The 23,588-nt window shown below is 54.2% G+C and carries 22 protein-coding genes; 5 read left to right on the forward strand and 17 right to left on the reverse strand.

The features are described from left to right. Window positions 1-7: 7 nt before the first annotated feature. From rnhB to rpsB, 15 genes are all read right to left on the reverse strand, one after another. On the reverse strand, window positions 8-616 hold the full coding sequence (gene rnhB, locus JHD74_RS01705) for a ribonuclease HII (protein WP_199061400.1): 609 nt from the start codon (window positions 614-616) through the stop codon (window positions 8-10). Beyond that, window positions 613-1,761, reverse strand: a complete 1,149-nt coding sequence (gene lpxB, locus JHD74_RS01710; protein ID WP_024529512.1) for a lipid-A-disaccharide synthase — start codon at window positions 1,759-1,761, stop codon at window positions 613-615. The genes rnhB and lpxB overlap by 4 nt, the downstream gene beginning before the upstream one ends. 3 nt (window positions 1,762-1,764) lie before the next feature. After that, window positions 1,765-2,553 carry an acyl-ACP--UDP-N-acetylglucosamine O-acyltransferase gene (gene lpxA / locus JHD74_RS01715; RefSeq protein WP_199061402.1) on the reverse strand — a complete coding sequence of 263 codons (789 nt, stop codon included), beginning with the start codon at window positions 2,551-2,553 and terminating at the stop codon, window positions 1,765-1,767. A 3-nt stretch (window positions 2,554-2,556) separates the two neighbouring features. Further along, window positions 2,557-3,012, reverse strand: coding sequence for a 3-hydroxyacyl-ACP dehydratase FabZ (gene fabZ / locus JHD74_RS01720; protein WP_021179919.1), 456 nt, complete (start codon window positions 3,010-3,012; stop codon window positions 2,557-2,559). 161 nt (window positions 3,013-3,173) lie between these two features. Beyond that, entirely contained in the window at window positions 3,174-4,196 is a 1,023-nt protein-coding gene (gene lpxD, locus JHD74_RS01725) for a UDP-3-O-(3-hydroxymyristoyl)glucosamine N-acyltransferase (protein WP_199061404.1), read from the reverse strand. Window positions 4,197-4,200: 4 nt separating this feature from the next. Beyond that, window positions 4,201-4,698: a molecular chaperone Skp gene (gene skp, locus JHD74_RS01730; protein WP_199061406.1), complete on the reverse strand. Its 498-nt coding sequence runs from the start codon at window positions 4,696-4,698 to the stop codon at window positions 4,201-4,203. 163 nt (window positions 4,699-4,861) lie between these two features. Beyond that, complete coding sequence (gene bamA, locus JHD74_RS01735; protein WP_074031351.1) at window positions 4,862-7,285, reverse strand: outer membrane protein assembly factor BamA; 2,424 nt, start codon at window positions 7,283-7,285, stop codon at window positions 4,862-4,864. A gap of 35 nt (window positions 7,286-7,320) precedes the next feature. Beyond that, on the reverse strand, window positions 7,321-8,676 hold the full coding sequence (gene rseP, locus JHD74_RS01740) for a sigma E protease regulator RseP (protein ID WP_024529507.1): 1,356 nt from the start codon (window positions 8,674-8,676) through the stop codon (window positions 7,321-7,323). Window positions 8,677-8,708: 32 nt separating this feature from the next. After that, window positions 8,709-9,557 carry a phosphatidate cytidylyltransferase gene (gene cdsA, locus JHD74_RS01745; protein ID WP_024529506.1) on the reverse strand — a complete coding sequence of 283 codons (849 nt, stop codon included), beginning with the start codon at window positions 9,555-9,557 and terminating at the stop codon, window positions 8,709-8,711. Between the two features lie 9 nt (window positions 9,558-9,566). Continuing rightward, window positions 9,567-10,325: a (2E,6E)-farnesyl-diphosphate-specific ditrans,polycis-undecaprenyl-diphosphate synthase gene (gene ispU, locus JHD74_RS01750; protein WP_024529505.1), complete on the reverse strand. Its 759-nt coding sequence runs from the start codon at window positions 10,323-10,325 to the stop codon at window positions 9,567-9,569. 369 nt (window positions 10,326-10,694) lie between these two features. Further along, window positions 10,695-11,891 (reverse strand): 1-deoxy-D-xylulose-5-phosphate reductoisomerase, encoded by a 1,197-nt coding sequence (ispC, locus tag JHD74_RS01755; RefSeq protein ID WP_199061408.1) that lies wholly within the window; start codon window positions 11,889-11,891, stop codon window positions 10,695-10,697. Window positions 11,892-12,049: 158 nt separating this feature from the next. Continuing rightward, the gene (gene frr / locus JHD74_RS01760) at window positions 12,050-12,607 is read right to left on the reverse strand and encodes a ribosome recycling factor (protein ID WP_024484316.1); all 558 of its coding nucleotides are present in this window, start codon (window positions 12,605-12,607) and stop codon (window positions 12,050-12,052) included. Between the two features lie 126 nt (window positions 12,608-12,733). Continuing rightward, on the reverse strand, window positions 12,734-13,459 hold the full coding sequence (gene pyrH, locus JHD74_RS01765; RefSeq protein ID WP_021179910.1) for a UMP kinase: 726 nt from the start codon (window positions 13,457-13,459) through the stop codon (window positions 12,734-12,736). A 134-nt stretch (window positions 13,460-13,593) separates the two neighbouring features. After that, window positions 13,594-14,448 (reverse strand): translation elongation factor Ts, encoded by an 855-nt coding sequence (gene tsf, locus JHD74_RS01770; RefSeq protein WP_021179909.1) that lies wholly within the window; start codon window positions 14,446-14,448, stop codon window positions 13,594-13,596. A 117-nt stretch (window positions 14,449-14,565) separates the two neighbouring features. Further along, window positions 14,566-15,291, reverse strand: coding sequence for a 30S ribosomal protein S2 (rpsB, locus tag JHD74_RS01775; protein WP_021179908.1), 726 nt, complete (start codon window positions 15,289-15,291; stop codon window positions 14,566-14,568). Between the two features lie 360 nt (window positions 15,292-15,651). On the opposite strand from rpsB, the gene map reads away from it, so the two are divergent. From map to JHD74_RS01795, 4 genes are all read left to right on the forward strand, one after another. After that, window positions 15,652-16,446 (forward strand): type I methionyl aminopeptidase, encoded by a 795-nt coding sequence (gene map / locus JHD74_RS01780; RefSeq protein WP_024529503.1) that lies wholly within the window; start codon window positions 15,652-15,654, stop codon window positions 16,444-16,446. A 60-nt stretch (window positions 16,447-16,506) separates the two neighbouring features. Further along, entirely contained in the window at window positions 16,507-19,170 is a 2,664-nt protein-coding gene (glnD, locus tag JHD74_RS01785; protein ID WP_199061410.1) for a bifunctional uridylyltransferase/uridylyl-removing protein GlnD, read from the forward strand. Window positions 19,171-19,212: 42 nt separating this feature from the next. Beyond that, complete coding sequence (gene dapD / locus JHD74_RS01790) at window positions 19,213-20,037, forward strand: 2,3,4,5-tetrahydropyridine-2,6-dicarboxylate N-succinyltransferase (RefSeq protein ID WP_021179905.1); 825 nt, start codon at window positions 19,213-19,215, stop codon at window positions 20,035-20,037. 186 nt (window positions 20,038-20,223) lie between these two features. After that, window positions 20,224-20,613 (forward strand): DUF3461 family protein, encoded by a 390-nt coding sequence (locus JHD74_RS01795; RefSeq protein ID WP_021179904.1) that lies wholly within the window; start codon window positions 20,224-20,226, stop codon window positions 20,611-20,613. Window positions 20,614-20,864: 251 nt separating this feature from the next. On the opposite strand, the gene JHD74_RS01800 is transcribed toward JHD74_RS01795, so the two are convergent. Together JHD74_RS01800 and truC are read right to left on the reverse strand one after the other, a co-directional pair. Then, window positions 20,865-21,314 carry a flavodoxin gene (locus tag JHD74_RS01800; RefSeq protein ID WP_024529501.1) on the reverse strand — a complete coding sequence of 150 codons (450 nt, stop codon included), beginning with the start codon at window positions 21,312-21,314 and terminating at the stop codon, window positions 20,865-20,867. Between the two features lie 33 nt (window positions 21,315-21,347). Then, window positions 21,348-22,106: a tRNA pseudouridine(65) synthase TruC gene (truC, locus tag JHD74_RS01805; RefSeq protein WP_199061412.1), complete on the reverse strand. Its 759-nt coding sequence runs from the start codon at window positions 22,104-22,106 to the stop codon at window positions 21,348-21,350. A 295-nt stretch (window positions 22,107-22,401) separates the two neighbouring features. On the opposite strand from truC, the gene JHD74_RS01810 reads away from it, so the two are divergent. Further along, a complete protein-coding gene (locus JHD74_RS01810; RefSeq protein ID WP_199061506.1) occupies window positions 22,402-23,403 on the forward strand; it encodes a linear amide C-N hydrolase in 1,002 nt (333 codons plus the stop codon). The last annotated feature ends 185 nt before the right edge of the window (window positions 23,404-23,588 follow it).

A 23,588-nucleotide genomic window follows, 5' to 3' on the forward strand; every position in this document is an offset into this window, starting at 1 on the left:
GGCTTGGTTACTTAGCTGACGAGCCAGTCTCCAGCGCCCGTCTTACCGGGGCAAAACTGCGGCGATGATGCTCGGTAGCCCCCAACACGGCCAGCTTTTCCAGATGGAACGCGGTGGGATAGCCCTTGTGTTGGGCAAAGCCGTAATCCGGGAAAATCGCATCCAGCTCGGTCATTTCGCGATCGCGGGTCACCTTCGCCAGAATTGATGCGGCACTGATTTCCGCCACCCGGCTATCCCCTTTCACCACCGCTAACGAGCGCATCGGCAATTTGGGGCAACGGTTGCCGTCAATCAACACCATGTCCGGGGCGATATGCAAACCCGCTACCGCGCGCTGCATCGCCAGCATGGTGGCATGCAGGATATTCAGTTGGTCGATCTCGACCGGCTCAGCCCGCCCCAGGCTCCAGGACAGCGCCTTTTCCACGATCTCGTCGTATAACGCCAGACGGCGCTTCTCGCTGAGCTTTTTGGAATCCGCCAGGCCGACAATCGGCCGTGCCGGATCGAGGATCACCGCAGCGGTCACAACGGCACCCACCAAAGGCCCGCGCCCCACTTCATCCACACCGGCAAACAGCCGGGCGGCAGGGTAAACAAAGGGTTCCATCATGCTTTTGCCAGCTCCAACACAGCCTGAGCGGCCTGTTCATCGGCACCACAGCGAATACTCTGATGCAATTCAAGGAAGGTCTGTTTCAACAGCTCCGCCTGCGGGCTGTCTTCCAGCAACGGCAATAACGCCGCGGCCAGCTTATCCGGTACACAATCGTGTTGCAGCAGTTCGGTGACGATTTCACGCCCCGCCAGCAGGTTAGGCAATGAGACATACGGGGTTTTCACCAGCCGCTCCGCCAGCCAGAAGGTAAATGGCTTCATGCGGTAGCCCACCACCATCGGGCATTTTGCCAACATACACTCTAACGCCGCGGTGCCGGAAGCCAACAGAGCCGCATCGCTGGCCACCATCGCCTCACGGCCTTTGCCATCCAGCAGGTGAACCTTGAGCTCAGGCGCTACCTCTGCCTTGATACGCTCAAACTGCTCACGGCGCTTGGCGTTGACCAAAGGCACCACCACTTCCAGATCGGGATAATGCTCGCGTAGCAGTTGAGCGGTACGCAGGAAGTCGCCACTGAGCATTTCCACTTCGGCATTACGGCTGCCGGGTAGCAATGCCAAACAGCGAGCGGCCGGGTCAATGCCCAGCGTAGCGCGTGCGGCCAGCTTATCCGCCTGCAATGGCATCGCATCGGCCATGGTATGCCCGATAAAGCGGCAAGGGACGTTGAAACGATCGTAAAACGCTTTTTCGAAAGGGAGGAACGCCAACACCAGGTCGGTCGCTTTACCAATTTTGAAAACGCGTTTCTGACGCCAGGCCCACACGGACGGGCTGACATAGTGAATAGTGCGGATACCGCGCTGTTTCAGGCGGCCTTCCAGCGTGAGGTTGAAGTCTGGCGCATCGATACCGACAAACACGTCAGGCTTCAGCTCACTGAACCGGCGGGTCAGATCCTTGCGGATCTTCAACAGGCGTGGCAGACGCTCAAGCACCTCTACCACGCCCATCACCGCCAGCTCTTCCATTTCATACCAGGTTTCACACCCTTCGGCCTGCATCAGCGGGCCAGCAACACCGACAAAGCGGGCGCTTGGGTAGTGCGTCTTAAGCGCACGAATTAATCCGGCACCCAGAATATCACCGGAGGTTTCCCCGGCGACCAATCCGATAGTCAATGGACGATTTGGCATAACTCAGCGAATAATCCCACGGGTAGAACGCGCAAAGAAATCGAGGAACTGCTGCACCACTGGCTGCTGTTGCGCCAGGGTTTCGATCTCTGCTTTAGCCTCGTCGAAGGTCTTCTCGCTGCGATAGAGGATCTTGTAAGCGTTGCGGATCGCCTGCATTTCATCCTTATCAAAACCACGGCGTTTCAGGCCAACGGCGTTCACGCCAAATGGCGTCGCGTGGTTACCCTGCGCGATGACAAAAGGCGGTACGTCCTGAGCGACACCGGAACAACCACCGACCATCACATGGGCACCAATCACACAGAATTGGTGGATCGCGGTCATGCCGCCAATGATGGCGAAATCGTCGATCTCCACGTGACCAGCCAGCGTGGCGTTGTTGGCCAACACGCAGGAATTGCCCACTACGCAGTCATGAGCAACGTGCACGTTGACCATCAGCAGGTTGTCATTACCGACTTTGGTCAGGCCCGTTCCCTGTGCAGTACCGCGATGAATGGTGACGCTCTCACGAATGCGGTTACGATCGCCGACTTCAACCCGAGTCGGTTCGCCAGCGTATTTCAGATCCTGGTTCACTTCGCCGATAGAGGCAAACTGATAGATCTCGTTATCGCGGCCAATCTTGGTGATACCGTTCACCACCACATGCGATTTGAGGACCGTACCCGCGCCGATTTCCACCTGGGAGCCGACGTAGCAGAAGGGACCGATATGCGCATCAGCGCCGATGACGGCGCCTTCTTCAACGATCGCACTTGGATGGATAAAGGCGGTTTTATCAATCACGGATTATGCCTCCCGGCTGCGGGCACACATCATGGTTGCTTCGCAGACAATTTTTCCATCGACGGTCGCCACGCCTTTAAAGCGGGTCAAACCACGACGGGTTTTTTCGAAAGTGACTTCCATAATCATCTGGTCGCCAGGCACCACAGGGCGCTTGAAGCGAGCTTCGTCAATACCGGCGAAATAGTACAGCTCGCCCGGTTCCAGTTTACCCACGCTCTTGAATGCCAGGATACCCGTGGCCTGAGCCATAGCTTCCAAAATCAGCACGCCTGGAAAAATCGGTTTACCAGGGAAATGCCCCTGGAAAAACGGCTCATTAACGGATACGTTCTTCACTGCACGCAGATATTTATGCTCTTCGAAATCCAATACACGGTCAACCAGCAAGAATGGATAACGGTGAGGAAGCAGTTCCAGAATTTCTGCAATATCTAGAGTATGAGTGTCAGTAGTCAAAATACTCTTCCTGTCTCTAAAAACTGATGGCATCAACAACACGGCCTGCGTTGACCCCAAAAAGGAGATCATCAGGCAGGCCGCAAATTAACAACTCTTTGCGCTTTTGGCATCATTGCCAACGCGTTTCGTTTTATACCCAGCATCCCGGGCCGTGGTGATTAGTCTTTTCCGACTTTTCGTTCGACAGCTTTCAAGCGCTTGCTAATCTCATCGATATTCATCACCAACGCCGCGGTTTTACGCCAAACTTTGTTGGGTTGTAACGGAATGCCAGAGGAGTATACCCCAGGTTCGGTGATTGGTCGCATAACCATTCCCATCCCGGTGACAACTACCTGGTCAGCAATCTCCATGTGACCGTTGATCACACTGGCGCCGCCAATTTGGCAATAGCGCCCGATTTTCAGGCTACCCGCCATGATCACACCGCCCGCGACGGCGGTATTCTCGCCAATCACCACGTTGTGTGCAATCTGACACTGGTTATCTATGATAACACCATTCCCAATCTGGGTGTTATCCAACGCGCCGCGATCGATGGTGGTACAGGCACCAATCTCAACGCGATCGCCAATAATCACCGTGCCAAGCTGCGGGATCTTGATCCAGTTGCCACGCTCGTTGGCGTAGCCGAAACCGTCCGCACCAATCACCGTTCCCGATTGGATCAGGCAGTGCTGGCCGATTTCCACTTCATGATAAATCGTTACGTTGGCCCACAGACGCGTACCTGCGCCGATGCGTGCCTGCTTGCCGATAAAGCAACCCGGGCCGATGACCACGTTATCGCCCAGTTCAACACCGGATTCGATAACCGCATTCGCCCCAATAGCAACGTTCTGCCCCAGCTTGGCCTGCGGAGAGATCACCGCGCTTGGCGCGATATCTGCTGCGGGTGCTGGCGTGGTGTCCATCAACTGCGCCATACGCGCATAGGTCAGGTAAGGGTTTTTAACCACCAGCGCTGCGCTACGGCAGTGTGGTAGGTCTGCTTCGGTGAGTACCACGGCACTCGCCTGGCAGGAAGCCAGCTGATCTTGGTAGCGGCTGTTTGACAAAAACGTGATTTGGCCAGGCTGTGCGGAATGCATAGAAGCAATGCCGGTGATGACGAGATCGCCATCACCGTGCAATTGTGCATCCAACTGCTGCGCTAAATCAGCCAGTCGAATTGAAGGCATGGCGTTATTTAACCTGTTTCAGCACGTCTGCAGTAATATCTTTGCCTGCCGCGAAGTAAGCAGTAGCGTTAACATCGACGACGACGTCATAGCCTTCTTTGCTAGCAATGACTTTCACTGCATCCTGAATACGGCTCAGGATCTTGTTACGCTCTTCCATCTGGCGACGACGATTATCCTGCTCGAAAGCCTGCGCTTTCTGAGAGAACTGCTCACGCTGAGCCATCACATCTTTTTCCATCTTGGTGCGATCGCTGGCTTTCATGGTAGAACCATCACGCTGCAACTTCTGCATTTTGGTTTGCAGATCGCGTTCCATGTTCTGGAGTTCGCTTGCACGGCCTTTGAATTCGCCTTCCAATTGCTTGGCTACGGTTTCACGAGCTGGCAGCTGTTGGAAAATGCTAGAAACGTTAACAACAGCAATCTTGTCAGCTGCCTGAACGCCTGCAGAAGCAGCCATTGCTAAACCGAGGCCTGCGGCACATAACCACTTTTTCACTATAAACTCCTTACCATCACCCATTTGTGTCACATGACACTTTTGAAAGTACACAATTTGCCAGACTTATCACATTACACAATGAGATTTCTCTCGCTATGAGCTGGTTTAAGCCTGGCATTTGCGATTCTTGTACCGCTATGCCCACAGGTGAAACCGGTTATTACCAGGTTTTACCGATGTTAAACTGGAACTGCTCCGACCTGTCGCCGTCGTATTTCTTGATCGGATCCGCATAGGAGAAGACCAACGGCCCCAGTGGAGACATCCACTGCAGCGCAAGACCGGCAGACACGCGAATGTTGCTCGCCTTGCTGTAGTCTGGTACCCCGTACATCAGCGTCTGATCGGTGTTTTCCCAGTGGGTATCCCACACGGTACCGGCATCGACAAACAGTGAAGTACGCACCGAGTTGGCGTATTTCTCGCTGAGGAACGGCGTAGGCGTGATCAACTCCATGCTTGCCACGGCCATGGCGTTACCGCCCACCGCATCGTTCGAGCTACAAATCGGCTGAGCGGTGCTGGTGCCTGGCGCGTACTGGCAAGAATACGAGTTGGAGTTGTAGTACACGGCTTTTGGACCAATGGTGTTGGACTGGAAGCCACGTACGGTACTTGAACCACCCGCATAGAAGTTTTCATAGAACGGCATTTCTTTACCGCCCAACCCATCGGCATAGCCCAGACGGCCACGACCCAGCAACACCCAGGTCTTGTCATCGTTAAGCGGCATATACTGCGCGGTGTCCAACGTCATCTTGTAGTATGAGTTGTCGGAGCCCGGCACGGTCACCTTGGTGTTGAACGTAGTGCGGTTACCCTGGGTAGGGAAGTAGCCACGGTCCAGATTATTATAGGTCCAGCCCAGGTTCAGCGTGAAGTCATCGGCTGTAAAGCTGGCGCGATCCTTAAAGTCAGGATAATCGCCCATCGAGTTCAGATAGCGCCACATGGCGATCTGCGGCTGCATTTCTGACAGGGAGTTATGGACGTAACCCAGGCCAGCACGCAGCGAGTTGTTCTCGTTGATCGGGAAGCCTAGCGTGCCGTCAATACCATAACTGCTGTTGGTATAGTCGGACAGATCGGCATTATTCGCTTTAAAGTCGTTATAGAAGATACGGCCGCCCAAACTCACACCGTCAACGGTGAAGTACGGGTTGGTCACCGACAGCTCGGTATAGGTCTGGTAGTCGTTCTTGGTGCCGCTGATGCCAACAGAGTAGCCCGTGCCCAGCCAGTTATCCTGCTGTACGCCCGCCTGGAAGCTGACGCCACTTTCGGTACCGTAACCCACACCAAAGTTCAGCGTCCCGGTGTTACGTTCTTTCACCTTATAGGTGATATCAACCTGATCGGGGGAACCCGGTACACGCTGGGTTTCTACATCGACCGTCTCGAAGTAACCCAGACGGTTCAGACGTTCTTTACCCTGCTCGACCTGATCGTTACCCAGCCACGCCCCTTCCATCTGGCGCATTTCGCGGCGCAGAACGGAATCTTTACTGGTGTCGTTGCCTTCGAACTTGATGCGACGCACATAGAAACGGTTACCCGCGTCGATGTTGACGTTCAACTTCACGGTTTTATCCGTGTCGTTGATTTCAGGCTGAGTCTGTACGCGAGGATAAGCGTAACCATAACGGCCAAACATCTTCTTGATGTTATCTTCCATTTTGGTCACTTTGGTGCCGTTAAACAGCTCACCCGGCTCAATCTTGGTCAACTGAGCCACTTCTGCCGAATGACCGGCAAGGTTGCCATTTACCACCACGCCAGAAAGCTTGTACTGATCGCCTTCGGTGATGTTAACGGTGATATAGATGCCTTTTTTATCTGGCGTCAGGCTGACCTGCGTCGAATCAATATTGAAACGGGCATAGCCGCGATCCAGATAGAAGCTGCGCAGGCTCTCAAGGTCCCCTGCCAGCTTTTGCTTCTGGTATTTGCGATCGGCCACCACGTTCCACCACGGCACATCATCACGCAACTGGAAGTGCGCGATCAGCTCATCGTTGGTGAAGGCATGGTTGCCGACAATGTTGATTTGTTGAATCTTGGCGGAAACCCCTTCCGTGAACACCAGTTTCAGGTCAACACGGTTGCGCGGCAACGGCGTGACAACGGCTTTCACCGAGGCACTGTATTTACCGACGCTGTAGTAGAAGTCTTCCAACCCTTTTTCAATGCTGGATAAGGTGGTGCGGTCGAGTGCTTCACCAACCCGGACGCCAGAGGCTTCCAGGTTTTGCTTGAGCATGTCATCTTTCACCGATTTGTTACCGGAGAAAGTGATGCTGGCAATGGTAGGGCGTTCCTTAACCTGAACAATCAGCGTATCACCATCGCGCAGTACGCGAACGTCCTCGAAGTTGCCAGTGGCAAACAAGGCACGGATGGTGTTACCGATATCATCATCAGAGACGGTATCGCCTACGCGAACCGGCATGTTGAGTAACGCCGCACCGACGGCGACTCGTTGCAGGCCTTCGAAATGAATATCCTTCACTACGAACCCGTCTGCACCGTATACGGTGGCGCTGCCAAACAGCAGCGACGCTATGAGCAACTTTTTCATCGCCATCGTTGTTATGCGTTCTTCCTAACCTGTCCCCGCCCCTAAAGACGAGAAAAATCATTGAAAAGTGCAAGACCCATCAGCAGTACCAACAAGATCGAACCAATGCGGTAGCTGTAGTCCTGTACTCGCTCAGAAACTGGCCCCCCCTTCAGCTTTTCTATCGCCAGGAAGAGGAGATGCCCACCATCTAATACCGGTAATGGGAAGAGGTTGATGATCCCTAAGTTGACGCTAATCAACGCCAGAAACATCATATAATACACAAAACCCACCTCTGCTGATGCCCCTGCTCCCTGTGCAATGGAAATCGGGCCACTCAGGTTGTTCAGCTTCACATCACCGGTAATTAATTTACCTATCATGCTGACCGTAAGATGCATCAGCTGCCAGGTTTTGTCCCCCGCCTGATACAGCGCAGAGAACGGCCCATATTGACGAATGGTCTTGTACTCATCCGGCAGAGGGATAACTTTAGGTACAATCCCGGCAAACCCCACCGCTTTGTCTTTTCCCACCGGCTTTGTATCTGGTATCAGCGTTAAAGACAAGGGGGCGCCGTTTCTTTCTATCTCTAAAACCAGCGGAAGCCCTGGAGCATTGTGGATACGTTTAACCAACGTAACCCAACGGCCAAGTGGCTGACCATCGACTTTAACGATCCTGTCCCCCGCTTGTAAACCTGCCTTTTGCGCAGCCGACCCGGCCTGCACTTCTGCCAGCACGGATTCAATCTGCGGGCCACGCGGGATCATGCCTAGAGAACGCACGGGATCTTCTTTGTCCGGCTCAAAGCTCCAGTGGCGCAAATCCAGGGTCTTGCTCAGCTTTTGTGAAGAACCAAACGGAGCAATTTCTACCTCGGTTTGCGCATCACCGATTTTGGTCACCAACGCCAGGCGAACAGATTCCCAATCAGGCGTTTCGATACCGTCAACGGACTTAAGTTCCATTCCCGGAGAAATTTCGGCCTGGGCGGCAATGGATTGCGGAGTAATTTCACCGATGACCGGGCGGTAACTCGGTACGCCGATGATAAAGACGATCCAATAGGCAAGAATGGCAAACAGGAAATTGGCAATGGGGCCCGCGCTGACAATCGCCGCGCGCTGCCAGACGGTTTTATTGTTGAACGCCTCATGACGCAGCTCGGGAGCCACCGTTTCGACGCGCTCATCGAGCATTTTGACATAGCCGCCAAGGGGGATCATGGCGACGACATATTCGGTGCCCTGGCGATCGGTGCGGCGCCATAGCGCACGGCCAAAGCCGATAGAGAAACGCTCCACACGGACGCCACAGCGGCGAGCCACCCAAAAGTGCCCGAACTCATGCACGGTGATCAATATACCCAGAGCGATAATAAACGCGACCAAGTTCCAGAGTACGCTGACCATAGAATCCCTTTACTCCCCCCGCCGATAACGGATTAAAACACTAACAGCATCAAGCAGGCAAATACCGGTACCGCTGCGGTCAGGCTATCGATACGATCCAGAATGCCGCCGTGCCCCGGGATCAGATGACCACTGTCCTTGATACCGGCTTCACGTTTAAACATGCTTTCCGTCAGATCGCCCAACACCGAAGCCAGAGCAGCAATCACCGAACAGACCAATAGGGTCATGGGTACCACGTTCAACGGCGCATAGCGGCCAAACAGCCACGAAATCACGGCAGACGTTACCAGCCCACCGACCAGCCCTTCCCAGGTTTTCCCCGGAGAGACCTTCGGTGCCAGCTTGTGTTTGCCAAACAGCTTGCCGAACATGTAGGCACCGGAATCTGCGCCCCAGACCAGCAGCATAACGTACAGCAACCACCATGCACCGGTAAAATGATTCTCTTCATAGCCGAACTGACGCAGCGCCAGCATGCCCCAGAAAAACGGCACGATGGTCAACAGGCCAAAGACCAGCCGTAAGGTGCGCGAATTACGCCACAGCGCAGCCGAGCCTGGATAGAACAGCACCAGCAGCAGGGCCACCAGCCACCATCCCAGCGACAGCCATAGCGGGCCAGCGATCTGCAATTGGTGAACAGATTGATGGTAGGCAGGCACGCTGAGCATCATCAGCGTCAATAGGAAACCGCATAATATCGCCAGCCAGATACGTTGGGGGCGGGCAGCAAAGCCAGCCAACTGCCCCCATTCCCAGGCGGCTAACATGCACACAGCGAGTGTTACCAGGGCAAAGCCCATCGGCGGCAGCAAGAACAGCGCTGCGATAACAATCGGAATTAAAATCAGAGCCGTTATGATGCGAGACTTCAGCAAAAGTTCCCCCTAGGACGCATTGGCATCGATAGGTGTTGTTCCTCCGAAGCGACGCTCGCGTTGTGCAAATGCATTCAGCGCACCTTCAAAGACAAGTTCATCAAAATCTGGCCAGAGTACATCAGTAAAGTAAAGCTCGGCGTAAGCAATTTGCCACAACAAAAAGTTACTGATGCGATGTTCGCCGCCGGTACGGATCACCAGATCCACCGGAGACAGATCGCTCATGCAGACGCGCTCGCCCAGTAACTCTTCGCTGATCTGATCTACGCACAGCGTACCTTGCTGTACTTGCTCGGCCAGATCCTTCACTCCCTGAATAATATCCCAACGGCCACCGTAATTGGCGGCAACGTTAAGCGTCAGGCCATCGTTATTTTCTGTCAGTTGCTCCGAGCGGCGGATACGCTCTTGCAAACGTGCGCTGAACCGGCTGACATCGCCGATCACACGCAACCTGACATTATGTTTATGCAGGCTTTTTACTTCGCTGTCCAGTGCGCGGACAAAAAGCTCCATCAGCGCGGAGACTTCCTGCGCCGGGCGGTTCCAGTTTTCGCTGCTGAAGGCATAAAGCGTGAGTGCATCTAAATGGTGACTGGCGGCAAAACTGACCGCACGGCGTACCGATTTCACCCCTGCTTTATGACCGAAGATACGTAACTTGCCCTGGCGTTTAGCCCAACGCCCATTGCCGTCCATAATGATCGCGACATGACGTGGCCCATGAGCAGAAAGATTAGCTTCTTGTTGGTTTGCGGACGACATAACTCGTACTTATTTCCTCGGTAGAAACGCCTTGCCATGCCGGAATATCGGACCTTACGCGCAAAAAAAGCCGTGTGCCTGACACAGCTTTTCAGTCTGCCTGCCTGGTGCCCCAAGGAGCGCCCGGCAAAGATTGGCGTAAATTTTCCCCGTCTTCTGGCTTGGCACTGCCCTATTGGCCGCGCTTGTCAGGTAAAAAGGTCTGCCAATCCGGCCATTATTCAACGGTATAACCGGTGATTATGGCGCAGACTATAACACCTCCGTGAAGCCTGAACAAACGGCCACACGGCGGCCTGGCTAGTTTACCAGCAAATTCAGACAATGTAGCAGAGCCGAATTTACCCGCGGTATAACCCGCTCAAGTGATTAAACTCGCAGGTTACGAACCAAACCGCCAGCCACCTCACGCGCCTGACGATCGATCTCCAGCACCATCTCAATGCTGGTGGGTTCCGGCAGCGCCATACATTCAACAACCTTTTGGTTCACGACTGAAATATCAGTGAAACGAATTTGTTGCTGCAAAAATGCCGCTACGGCAATCTCATTGGCCGCGTTGAGGGCGGTGGTCGCCGCCTGGCCTGCATCGAAGGCTTCGATTGCCAAATACAGGCAAGGATAGCGCTCAGGTTCCGGCTCAGAGAAGGTCAGCGCCCCGATACGGCAGAAATCGAGCGCTGCCACCCCGGAGTGGACCCTCTGCGGATAAGCCATGGCATGAGCGATAGGCGTGCGCATATCCGGCGTACCCAGTTGGGCCAGCACGCTACCATCGGCATAGCGCACCATGGAGTGGATCACCGACTGCGGGTGGAGGATCACTTCCATCTGCTCTGCCGAGGCGTTGAACAACCAGCGAGCTTCGATATACTCCAGCCCCTTGTTCATCATGGTGGCGGAATCTACCGAGATTTTGCGCCCCATCGACCAGTTGGGATGCGCACAGGCCTGATCCGGCGTCATGGTGGCGAACTGTTCCATCGGCGTGGTACGGAACGGGCCACCGGAACCGGTCAGCACGATGCGCGAAACGCCGTGGGCTTCCAGCGAGCTATAACCCAGTTGGCGTTGGATGCTTTCTGGCAGGCTCTGGAAGATAGCGTTGTGCTCGCTGTCCAGCGGCAGCAGTTGGGCCTTGCTCTTTTGCACCGCGTCCATAAACAGGCGGCCACAGGTGACCAGCGACTCTTTGTTCGCCAGCAGCACCTGCTTACCGGCTCGGATCGCGGCCAGAGTGGGCAACAGCCCAGCGGCCCCAACAATGGCGGCCGTTACCTGATCGACGTCGTCTAATGCGGCCAGCTCGCAGGCTGCCTTTTCACCTGCCAGCACTTCGGTTTTCACACCGTTTTCTGCCAGTACGGCGCGTAACTCATTGGCGGCCTGCTCATCGGCCATTGCCGCATAGCTCGGGCGGAACTCTATGCACTGCTGCGCCATGACCGCCACATTACGGCCAGCTACCAGTGCCTTGATTGCGAAAAGGTCGGGATTTTCCCTGACCACGGCCAGGGTGCTGGTGCCCACAGAACCGGTGGAACCCAGAATTGTCAGTTGCTTCATGAGATCGCTCTGAATCTACTGCGTGATGAGATCGGAGGTACACCACAGTGTAACTTGCATCACGGCTGGTTTACGCTCTGTGCGTACGATAAAACGAGATCTGCACCACAAAAAATAAAGCGCCGCCAAGGCGACGCTCTATTTCAAGGCGATGGAGATTAGAAATCCATCAGTTCTTTTTCTTTATCGGCCAATGCCGCATCAAGCAGTTTGATGTAGGCATCGGTCATTTTCTGGATGTCGTCTTGTGAACGGCGATCTTCATCTTCGCTGATTTCTTTGTCTTTCAGCAGCGCCTTCACTTTATCGTTGGCATCGCGGCGCACGTTACGCACGGCCACACGGCCCTGCTCGGCTTCGCCACGTACGACCTTGATCAGATCCTTACGGCGCTCTTCCGTCAGCGGAGGAAGCGGAACGCGGATCACGGTGCCAGCCGAGCTTGGGTTAAGGCCCAGATCGGAAGACATAATGGCTTTTTCTACCGCCGACCCCAGAGAACGGTCAAACAGGTTGATCGCCAGCGTACGGGAATCTTCTACCGTGACGTTGGCCAGTTGGCGCAGCGGCGTTGCTGCACCGTAGTATTCCACCATGATACCGTCCAGGATGCTTGGAGAAGCACGGCCAGTACGGATCTTGCTGATTTGGTTTTTGAATGCTTCGACGCTTTTTTCCATGCGTGAATCAGCATCTTTTCTGATTTCATTAATCACGTTGCGAACCCTTGGAAGCTGGTTACTTGGCAGGCTGTACTGAAAAGTATAGCCCGTGAATTTTACTTATCAGAAGCACACAACGCCTGGCGTTACCCGCTCCTGGGAAATTTGGCCAAACAGCCGTTATTTGGTGATCAGAGTACCTTCGTTCTCACCCATCACCACGCGACGCAGTGCGCCCGGCTTGTTCATGTTGAATACGCGGATCGGCAAGCCATGGTCGCGAGCCAGCGTAAACGCCGCCAGATCCATCACTTTTAACTCACGCTCCAACACGTCCTGGTAGGTGATCTGTTCGTACAGCGTTGCGTCCGGGTTTTTCACCGGGTCAGCGGAGTATACACCATCCACTTTAGTCGCTTTCAATACCACATCGGCTTCAATTTCGATGCCGCGCAGGCAGGCCGCAGAATCCGTGGTAAAGAACGGGTTACCCGTACCGGCGGAGAAAATGACCACGCGGTTGTTACGCAGCAGGCTGATCGCCTCTGCCCAGCTGTAGTTGTCACATACGCCATTCAACGGAATGGCAGACATCAGGCGGGCGTTCACATAGGCACGGTGCAGTGCATCACGCATAGCCAGGCCGTTCATCACGGTAGCCAGCATTCCCATGTGGTCGCCCACTACGCGGTTCATGCCGGCTTGTGCCAGACCTGCACCACGGAAAAGATTGCCACCGCCAATAACTACACCGACCTGGATGCCCAGCTCGACCAGCTCTTTTACTTCCTGAGCCATGCGATCCAAAACGCTAGCGTCGATCCCAAAGCCTTCTGCACCTTGCAGGGCTTCACCACTCAGTTTGAGCAGGATACGCTGATAAACGGGTTTTGCATTGGTTGCCATGGTGTTCTGTCCTAAGAAGCAGTAGTTATAGTATTGGGGTTTTCAACCGATTAGCCTGGGCACGCGGGGCCCACCATCGGCATTTCTCTGGCTGGATAAAATGGAGCCGCCTCGCGGCGGCTCCATTAACAGCATTAAGACTGTTTGCTCATTGCTGCAACTTCAGCAGCAAAGTCAGCTTCAACTTTCTCAATGCCTTCACCCACTTCAAAGCGGATGAAATTGGTCACGTCAGTGTTGTGCTCTTTCAGCACCTGAGCAACGCTCTTGCTTGGTTCGATCACGAAAGGCTGACCGGTCAGAGAGACTTCGCCGGTGAATTTCTTCATGCGGCCTTCAACCATCTTCTCTGCGATTTCTTTCGGCTTGCCAGACTGCATGGCGATGTCCAACTGAACCTGGTACTCTTTCTCTACCACTTCAGCAGACACATCTTCAGGCTTGACGAATTCAGGCTTGCTAGCGGCAACGTGCATTGCCAGCTGCTTAACCAGCTCTTCATCCGCGCCTTTGGTAGCGGCAACCAGAACACCGATGCGAGCACCGTGCAGGTAGCTACCCAACACGTCGCCTTCCAGGGCAGCAATGCGGCGAATGTTGATGTTCTCACCGATTTTTGCCACCAGCGCAACGCGCTCTTCTTCGAACTGCGCTTTCAGCACATCAACGTCAGTGATTTTGCCAGCAAAAGCCGCATCCAACACTTTGTCAGCGAAAGCCTGGAAACCGCCGTCTTTAGCAACGAAGTCGGTCTGGCAGTTAACTTCCACGATCATGCCGAAGTTGCCTTCGATCTTGGTTTTGATCACGCCGTCAGCAGCTACGTTGCCTGCTTTTTTCGCCGCTTTGATCGCGCCAGATTTACGCATGTTTTCGATTGCCAGCTCGATGTCGCCGTTAGATTCGATCAGCGCTTTTTTGCAATCCATCATACCTGCGCTGGTACGCTCACGCAGTTCTTTTACCAGGGCAGCGGTAATATCAGCCATTTCTTTTTCCTCGGTTATCTCGCTCGGAGATAGTTCTCATTCAGATAAGCAAAGGGGGCCCTTAAAGGCCCCCCTAACCAACATATTCAATACCTGGTTAATAAGGGCTTGACCTTATTATTCAGCTTCTACGAAGCTTTCTTCCGCCTGAACGGCCAGATCTTGAGAACGACCTTCACGGATGGCGGCAGAAACGGCGGTCAGGTACAATTTGATTGCACGGATTGCGTCGTCGTTACCAGGGATGATGAAGTCAACGCCGTCTGGATCGGAGTTGGTATCAACGATAGAGAATACCGGGATACCCAGGTTGTTGGCTTCTTTGATCGCGATGTGTTCGTGATCGGCATCGATAACAAACAGAGCGTCTGGCAGACCACCCATGTCCTTGATACCACCCAGGGAGTTTTCCAGCTTGGCCAGTTCACGAGTGCGCATCAGCGCTTCTTTCTTGGTCAGCTTGTCGAAGGTGCCGTCTTGGGACTGGATTTCCAGATCTTTCAAACGTTTGATTGACTGACGAACGGTTTTCCAGTTAGTCAGCATGCCGCCCAACCAGCGATGGTTCACGAAGAACTGATCGCAGCCGTTAGCATATTCTTTTACCGCTTCGCTTGCTGCGCGCTTGGTACCAACGAACAGGATCTTACCTTTACGGGAAGAGATCTTGGTCAGTTCAGCCAAAGCCAGGTTGGCCATTGGTACGGTTTTTTCCAGGTTGATGATGTGAACCTTGTTACGTGCGCCGAAGATGAAAGGCTTCATTTTCGGGTTCCAGTAACGGGTCTGGTGACCAAAGTGTACACCAGCCTGGAGCATGTCGCGCATGGAAACAGTTGCCATGATTAAAACCTCTATTAGAGTTGATTGGGGTTATGCCTCCACGTATCCCATAACGCCGACCCGGACAATGACGTGAGTCATCTCAAGGCACCCCGGCGGATGTGTCGATACGTGTGTGTTATTTACACAATGTGAGTGCAGTTGAACTACTTTCGGTCATTTCCTCACTGGCACTCAAGGCCGAATGCGGATCTGCCGGCGCGCTTTATACCATAAACCCGCCCCAGACACCAACTTTTGTTGCAGTTGGCCTGGCCCTTCACAAATGAAATTTGGCAGCCTCAAGCCGGGCTGATACCATAACTCAATGCCTTATCTTTCTACCTTGTCGACCATAACGACACCTGCGGACTAACTTTCATGGCAATTTCAATTAAAACACCTGATGACATTCAAAAGATGCGCGTTGCGGGCCGCCTGGCCGCAGAAGTGCTGGAAATCATCGAGCCCCACGTTAAACCCGGCGTCACCACCGGCGAGCTAGACAGGATCTGCCACGAGCATATCACCAATACACAACAGGCAATCTCGGCCTGCCTGGGCTACCATGGCTTCCCAAAATCGGTCTGTATCTCGGTGAATGAAGTGGTGTGCCACGGCATCCCAAGTGACGACAAGGTGCTGAAAGACGGGGATATCGTCAATATCGACGTGACCGTGATCAAAGACGGCTTCCACGGCGATACCTCCAAGATGTTCATCGTCGGTAAACCGACCATTCTGGGCGAGCGCCTGTGCCGCATCACCCAGGAAAGCCTGTATCTGGCCTTGAAGATGGTCAAACCGGGTATCCGCCTGCGCACTCTGGGTAAAGCCATCCAGCAGTTTGTTGAAGCAGAGAAGTTCTCCGTAGTGCGCGAATATTGCGGCCACGGTATCGGCGAAGGTTTCCACGAAGAGCCTCAGGTACTGCATTACGATGCTGATGACGGCGGCGTGGTGCTGCAGGCCGGTATGGCCTTCACCATTGAACCCATGGTCAATGCCGGTGATTACCGCATCCGCACCATGAAAGACGGCTGGACGGTGAAAACCAAAGATCGCAGCTTGTCGGCACAGTATGAGCATACTATTGTGGTGACTGATAACGGCTGCGAGATAATGACGTTGCGCAAGGATGACACCATCCCCAACATCATTACTCACGAAATGTAAGAACCACAGGGTTCTTGTGACAAGCCGGCCTATGCCGGCTTTTTTTATGGGCGGCGAAACATGTCTGAAAATTATCGTGAGCTAGAGACCCCGGCCGTTCCCAAAAAGCCGGATGCTCCCAGCACCTATGGCGATGAAGAGATCAATTGCCTGGCCCTTAAACAGCGGCTTGAGCAGTTTCAGCAGTGGCTGGCAGTAGCCTTCAATGCCGGAGCCAGTGCCGAAAGTCTGGTGGCGGCGCGCAGCAAGTTTATCGATCGGCTATTGCGGCGGCTGTGGCTGTTTTACGGCTTTGACACTATCCCCGAAACGGCGCTGCTGGCCGTCGGCGGCTATGGCCGTGGTGAACTGCACCCGCTGTCTGATATCGACGTGCTGGTGCTCAGCCAGACTCGCCTGAACGATGAACAGGCCGCTCGCGTCGGTGAATTCATTACCCTGCTGTGGGATCTCAAGCTGGAAGTCGGCCACAGCGTACGCACGCTGGAAGAGTGCCTGCTGGAAGGCTTGGCGGACCTGACCGTTGCCACCAACCTGATCGAATCCCGCATGATCTGCGGTGACGTCGCCCTGTTCCTGCAATTGCAGAAGCATGTTTTCAGCGACGGCTTCTGGCCTTCGCCCAAATTCTTTGACGCCAAACTGGTTGAGCAACAACAACGTCACCAGCGCTATCACGGCACCAGCTACAACCTGGAACCGGATATCAAGAGCAGCCCAGGTGGCCTGCGTGATATCCATACGCTGATGTGGGTGGCCCGCCGCCATTTCGGCGCCACCTCGCTTGATGAGATGGTCGGTTTTGGCTTCCTGACCCAGGCCGAACGCAACGAATTGAACGAATGCCAAAGCTTCCTGTGGCGTATTCGTTTTGCCCTGCACCTGGCGCTACCGCGTTATGACAACCGCCTGCTGTTCGATCGCCAGCTCAGCGTGGCCCAGCTGTTGCGCTACGAGGGGGAAGGCAATGAGCCGGTAGAGCACATGATGAAGGATTTCTATCGCATGACGCGCCGCGTCGGCGAGCTGAACCACATGCTGCTACAGCTGTTCGATGAAGCGATCCTGGCATTGGACGCCACGGAGAAGCCGCGCCCGCTGAACGATGATTTTCAACTGCGTGGCGATTTGATCGATCTGCGCGACGAAACGCTGTTTATCCGCCAGCCCGAAGCCATCATGCGCATGTTCTACCTGATGGTACGCAACCGCGAAATCAAAGGCATCTACTCCACCACCGTACGCCAGTTGCGCCATGCCCGCCGCCACCTGAAACAGCCGCTGTGCAACATTCCCGAGGCCAGGGAGCTGTTTATGGCCATTCTGCGGCACCCTGGCGCAGTCTCACGGGCGTTGGTGCCAATGCATCGCCACAGCGTGCTGTGGGCCTATATGCCGCAATGGGGCAGCATCGTCGGCCAGATGCAGTTCGACCTGTTCCATGCCTATACCGTCGATGAACATACCGTGCGCGTGCTGCAAAAGCTGGAAAGCTTCTCCGATGAGGAAACTCGCCCACGCCATCCGCTGTGCGTGGAGCTTTATCCTCGCTTGCCTCACCCAGAATTGCTGTTGCTGGCAGCGCTGTTCCACGATATCGCCAAAGGGCGCGGGGGCGATCACTCCATTTTAGGCGCCCAAGACGCCTTGGAGTTTGCTGCATTGCATGGCTTGAACTCACGCGAAGCACAGCTGGTTGCCTGGCTGGTACGCTGCCACCTGCTGATGTCGGTTACCGCACAACGGCGTGATATTCAGGACCCGACCGTGATCCAGCAGTTCAGCAGCGAAGTGCAAAGCGAAACCCGGCTACGCTACCTGGTTTGCCTGACGGTCGCCGATATCTGTGCCACCAACGAGACCTTGTGGAACAGTTGGAAACAGAGCCTGTTGCGCGAGCTGTACTTCGCCACCGAGAAGCAACTGCGCCGTGGCATGCAGAACAGCCCGGATCTGCGTGAGCGGGTGCGCCACCATCGTTTACAGGCACTGGCCCTGTTGCGCATGGACAATATCGATGAAGAGGCGCTGCACCATATCTGGAGCCGCTGCCGCGCCGACTATTTCCTGCGCCACTCACCGAATCAGCTCGCCTGGCACGCCCGCCACCTGCTGGCCCATGACTCAACCAAGCCACTGGTGCTGGTCAGCCACCAGGCCACGCGTGGCGGCACCGAGATCTTTATCTGGAGCCCGGATCGCCCTTACCTGTTCGCCGCCGTTGCCGGTGAGCTGGATCGGCGCAATCTCAGCGTACATGATGCCCAGATCTTCACCAACCGCGACGGCATGGCCATGGACACCTTTATCGTGCTGGAGCCGGATGGCAGCCCGTTGGCCCAGGATCGTCATGCCGCGATCCGCCATGCGCTGGAGCAAGCCATCACCCAACGAGATTACCAACCGCCCCGCGCTCGGCGTCCGTCGTCCAAGCTACGCCATTTCAGCGTACCGACCGAGGTCAGCTTCCTGCCAACCCACACCGATCGCCGCAGTTATCTGGAACTGATCGCCCTCGATCAGCCCGGCCTGCTGGCGCGTGTGGGTGAAGTTTTCGCCGATCTGGGCCTGTCGCTGCACGGTGCACGTATCTCCACCATCGGCGAACGGGTCGAAGATTTGTTTATTTTGGCCGATGCCGATCGCCGGGCGCTGGATCCGCAAACACGCAGAAAATTAGAACAACGGTTGACAGAGGCACTCAATCCAACCGATAAAATGTGATAAAAGTAACCTTTCGTAAATAAAATCAGGACAGAGAACAGCATGCAGCAATTACAGAACGTTATTGAAAGCGCCTTCGAACGCCGCGCGGATATTACCCCGGCCAACGTAGACACCGTAACGCGTGAAGCGGTAAACCAGGTGATCGCCCTGCTGGACAGCGGCGCCCTGCGCGTTGCCGAGAAGATCGAGGGGCAATGGGTTACCCATCAGTGGCTGAAAAAAGCCGTCCTGCTGTCTTTCCGTATCAACGACAACAAGGTAATGGACGGTGCAGAAACCCGCTATTACGACAAAGTGCCGATGAAATTCGCTGACTACGATGAAGCACGCTTCCAGAAGGAAGGCTTCCGCGTGGTGCCACCGGCTACCGTACGTCAGGGGGCATTTATCGCTCGTAACACCGTGCTGATGCCTTCTTACGTCAACATCGGTGCCTACGTCGACGAAGGCACCATGGTAGACACCTGGGCCACAGTAGGTTCTTGTGCGCAGATCGGCAAAAACGTTCACCTGTCCGGCGGCGTCGGCATCGGTGGCGTGCTGGAGCCATTGCAGGCCAACCCAACTATCATCGAAGACAACTGCTTCATCGGCGCGCGTTCAGAAGTGGTTGAAGGTGTGATCGTAGAAGAAGGTTCAGTGATCTCCATGGGCGTTTATCTGGGCCAAAGCACCCGTATCTACGATCGTGAAACCGGTGAAGTGCACTATGGCCGCGTACCTGCAGGCTCCGTGGTCGTGTCCGGCAACCTGCCTTCCAAAGATGGTTCCTACAGCCTGTATTGCGCAGTGATCGTCAAGAAAGTGGACGCCAAGACCCGTGGTAAAGTCGGGATTAATGAGTTATTGCGCACTATCGACTAAGCTTGAACGGCGGGTGTATCACCCGCCATTTTTTTGCCTTCAATACGCGGGCCGTCACAGTCTGTGACGGGCGTTTTCGCCATACTCTCTGGCAGTGGAATATTCCTGATGTGTTTCGATTTGCAGCTTACAAAACTGCATATTGCGCGTTCAGGGGAATATAGTTGATTAAAAGGTGGCGCTATTATGTATGACAACCTGAAAAGCTTGGGTATCAATCAACCGGAAGATATCGATCGCTATAGCCTGCGTCAGGAGGCCAATAACGACATCCTCAAGATTTACTTCCGCAAAGATAAGGGCGAGTTCTTTGCCAAGAGCGTGAAGTTCAAGTATCCGCGCCAGCGCAAAACCGTGGTGGCAGACAATGCCGGCCAGGGTTACAAAGAGATCCATGAGATCAACCCGAACCTGCGCTACGTGATCGATGAACTGGATCAACTCTGCCAGCGCGATCAGGTAGAAGTAGATCTAAAACGCAAGATCCTCGATGACCTGCAGCATCTGCAAAACGTGGTCACCAACAAAATTGCCGAGATCGAATCCGATCTGGAAAAGCTGACGCGCGGTAAATAACCGCAACCCTTGGCGATAATTTGATCGCCTGTGTGCCAGCGGGTTCACATTTTGCCGGTTTTCTGTGTGATAGGGTAAATCGGTAATCGATAGGGTTGTTACTGCTTCGGCAGGCAAAACCTAATTCTTTAACGCTTGATGGCTGCGGCCTTGAGTGCTTAAGGGATTAGGTTTTTTTTTGCTTTATCTTCACCACTGGAGATAGCAGAAATAAAGTCGTGCCTGGCCGCTCGTAACCAGGCATCGAGAGGCTATTTCAACAAAGTGCCCCACTGCTCTACCCACGGGCAGGAAACCACTTCCGGTTCGGGTTGCTCGATCGCATCGATCTCCAGCACTTCACCTACGCGCGTTGCCCCCTGCTCTTGCAGCAAGGCATCAAAGGTACGCCCGGCACCGCAGAAGTTGTCATAGCTGCTATCGCCCAGAGCAATCAAGCCATAACGCAGCTCCGGCTGATAGCCCACCTGGTCGCGAATAGCCTGGAACAGCGGCGCAATACTGTCAGGCAAGTCCCCTTGCCCGGTGGTGGAAGTCACGACCAGCGCATAATGCTGGCGGTAAAACTGCCACTCTGCCAGCGTCCCTTCTTCAAACACTTTGACCTCATGGCCCTGTTGTTGCAGGATATTTTCTGCCTCTTCCGCTACTAACAAAGAGTTACCGTAGACCGTTCCGACGAAAATGCCGACCTGAGCCATCGTTGCTGCTCCCTTATGACCGTTAAAAAATGATTAGCTATCCTGACCGTTAGCCTGCGGAAACTCAAGTTCTGGCAGCACGTTATGCCAGCCAAATTGTGACATGACACCTTGCCAATCTGCTTCCCAGGGCGCGGAAATATGCAACGGCTGGCCACTCACCGGATGACTAAGTTGAAGATGGCTGGCGTGCAACATCAGGCGCGAACAACCAAAGTGTTCGGCCATACCACGGTTTTGCCGCAGATCGCCGTGAGCGGTATCACCAATAATCGGATGGCGCAGGTGCACCATATGACGGCGCAGCTGATGCTTACGCCCGGTCTCTGGTTTCAGCTCAACCAGGCTATAGCGCGAGGTGTCATAGCGGCCAATCGCCACTGGCATCTCTACCGTTGCCAAGGGCTGAAAATGACTTACCGCCGGTTTTGGACCTTTGTCCGGATTGGCATGTTTATCCGCCAACTTATCCAGCTCTTCAGTCAGCGCATAGTCAACGGTGCCGCCCTCTAAAACATAGCCCCGCACCACCGCGTGATAGGTTTTCTGTACCTGATGCTGTTCAAACTGTTGCGACAATAACCGAGCTACATCGCTGGACAACGCCATCAGCAATACGCCGGAAGTAGGACGATCCAGACGGTGTACGGTAAATACGTGCTGGCCAATCTGATCGCGCACGGTTTGCATCACAAACTTTGTCTCGTGACGATCCAGCCAGCTACGATGCACCAGCCAACCTGAGGGTTTGTTAACGGCGATCAGATGTTCGTCCTGGTACAACACCTTCATAGAGTGATTTTTTCCATAGATTAATCATGCATTTTATCTCCTTGCCCCTGCAAGCTGCAGCCTGCTGGCCGGTTTCAGGGCGAGGGAAGAGGTAATTGATTGATTCTATCGTCAAACATAAATAATGACGAAACGAAAATCCCGTTTGGCGCTCTCGTTTTTGCCCCACGGGTCAGTAGTGCCTACACTGTACAAAAAGTAGCAAGGAGAGATAACATTGAATTGGAATATAACGCTTTTGATAGCCCCCCTTTTACTGTCTATATGCAGCATTCTGTTTTCACCACAGTTGGCAATGGCCTGTACTCGCGCGGTCTACCACGGCGAAGATAACCTGGTGATCACCGGCCGAACTATGGACTGGAGAGAACAGCTGCACTCTGACCTGTGGATTTTTCCTCAAGGAATGGAGCGCAGTGGTAACGCAGGCAGCAACTCGATCAAATGGACGTCTAAATACGGCAGCGTTGTGACTTCCGCCTATGGTGTTGCAACCACCGATGGCATGAATGAAAAAGGTCTGGTAGCCAATATGCTGTGGTTGGTTGAATCCCAATACCCGGCATTCGATGGCCAGCAGCCAACCTTATCATTGGCAGCATGGGCACAGTATGCATTGGATAATTTCGCCACGGTGCAAGAAGCCGTTAACTCACTGGAAAAGTCCCCCTTTATCGTAGTGACCGGCGGCGTGCCTGGCCAGGAACGTTTGGCCTCCCTTCATTTGTCGTTGTCCGATGCCAGTGGAGACAGCGCTATTTTTGAATATATTAACGGCAAATTAGTGATTCACCATAGCCGCGACTATCAGGTCCTGACCAATTCCCCTACCTTCGATCAACAGTTGGCCATCACCAAGTACTGGCAAGGGATTGGGGGTAACGTCATGCTGCCTGGCACAAACCGTGCTGCCGACCGTTTTGTACGCGCACAGTTTTATATCAACGCTATCCCGAAATATCATCAGGCCAGGCTGGCAGCCTCTAGCGTACTGAGCGTTATGCGCAATGTTTCTGTTCCCTTTGGCATCACGACCCCTGAAGAACCCAATATTTCTTCCACTCGTTGGCGCACCCTGGCCGATCAAAAGAACAAGCTGTACTACTTTGAATCAGCACTGGGCAGCAGTACATTTTGGGTAGACCTTAAACGGGTCGACTTTGCTGCTGGCGCTCCGGTTAAAAAGCTGGCGCTGGGTAAAGATGAGATGGCAGATTTTACCGGTGAGGTTTCCGCTGAGTTTAAAACCAGCCCTCCTTTTGAATTCCTTGCTGCCGACGTCATCGATAACGGCTGAGCCCGACCGATGTTGACTGGTGGCTCCGCCCTGCCACCAGTCCCCCCCTTTTTATTCTCAGATAAGAATACTTATTCAGTCACACCCTCACACGTATTGACTAAAATTTAATCATTAGTGCATTTGCTAAGTTCCTTCCGCCTGTTACGCTGATGTTCACTCTTCAAACTCCGGACCATTCTTGC

The sequence above is a fragment of the Serratia sp. ASV30 genome (assembly GCF_016428815.1).
GTDB classification, from domain to species: Bacteria; Pseudomonadota; Gammaproteobacteria; order Enterobacterales; family Enterobacteriaceae; genus Chania; species Chania fonticola_C.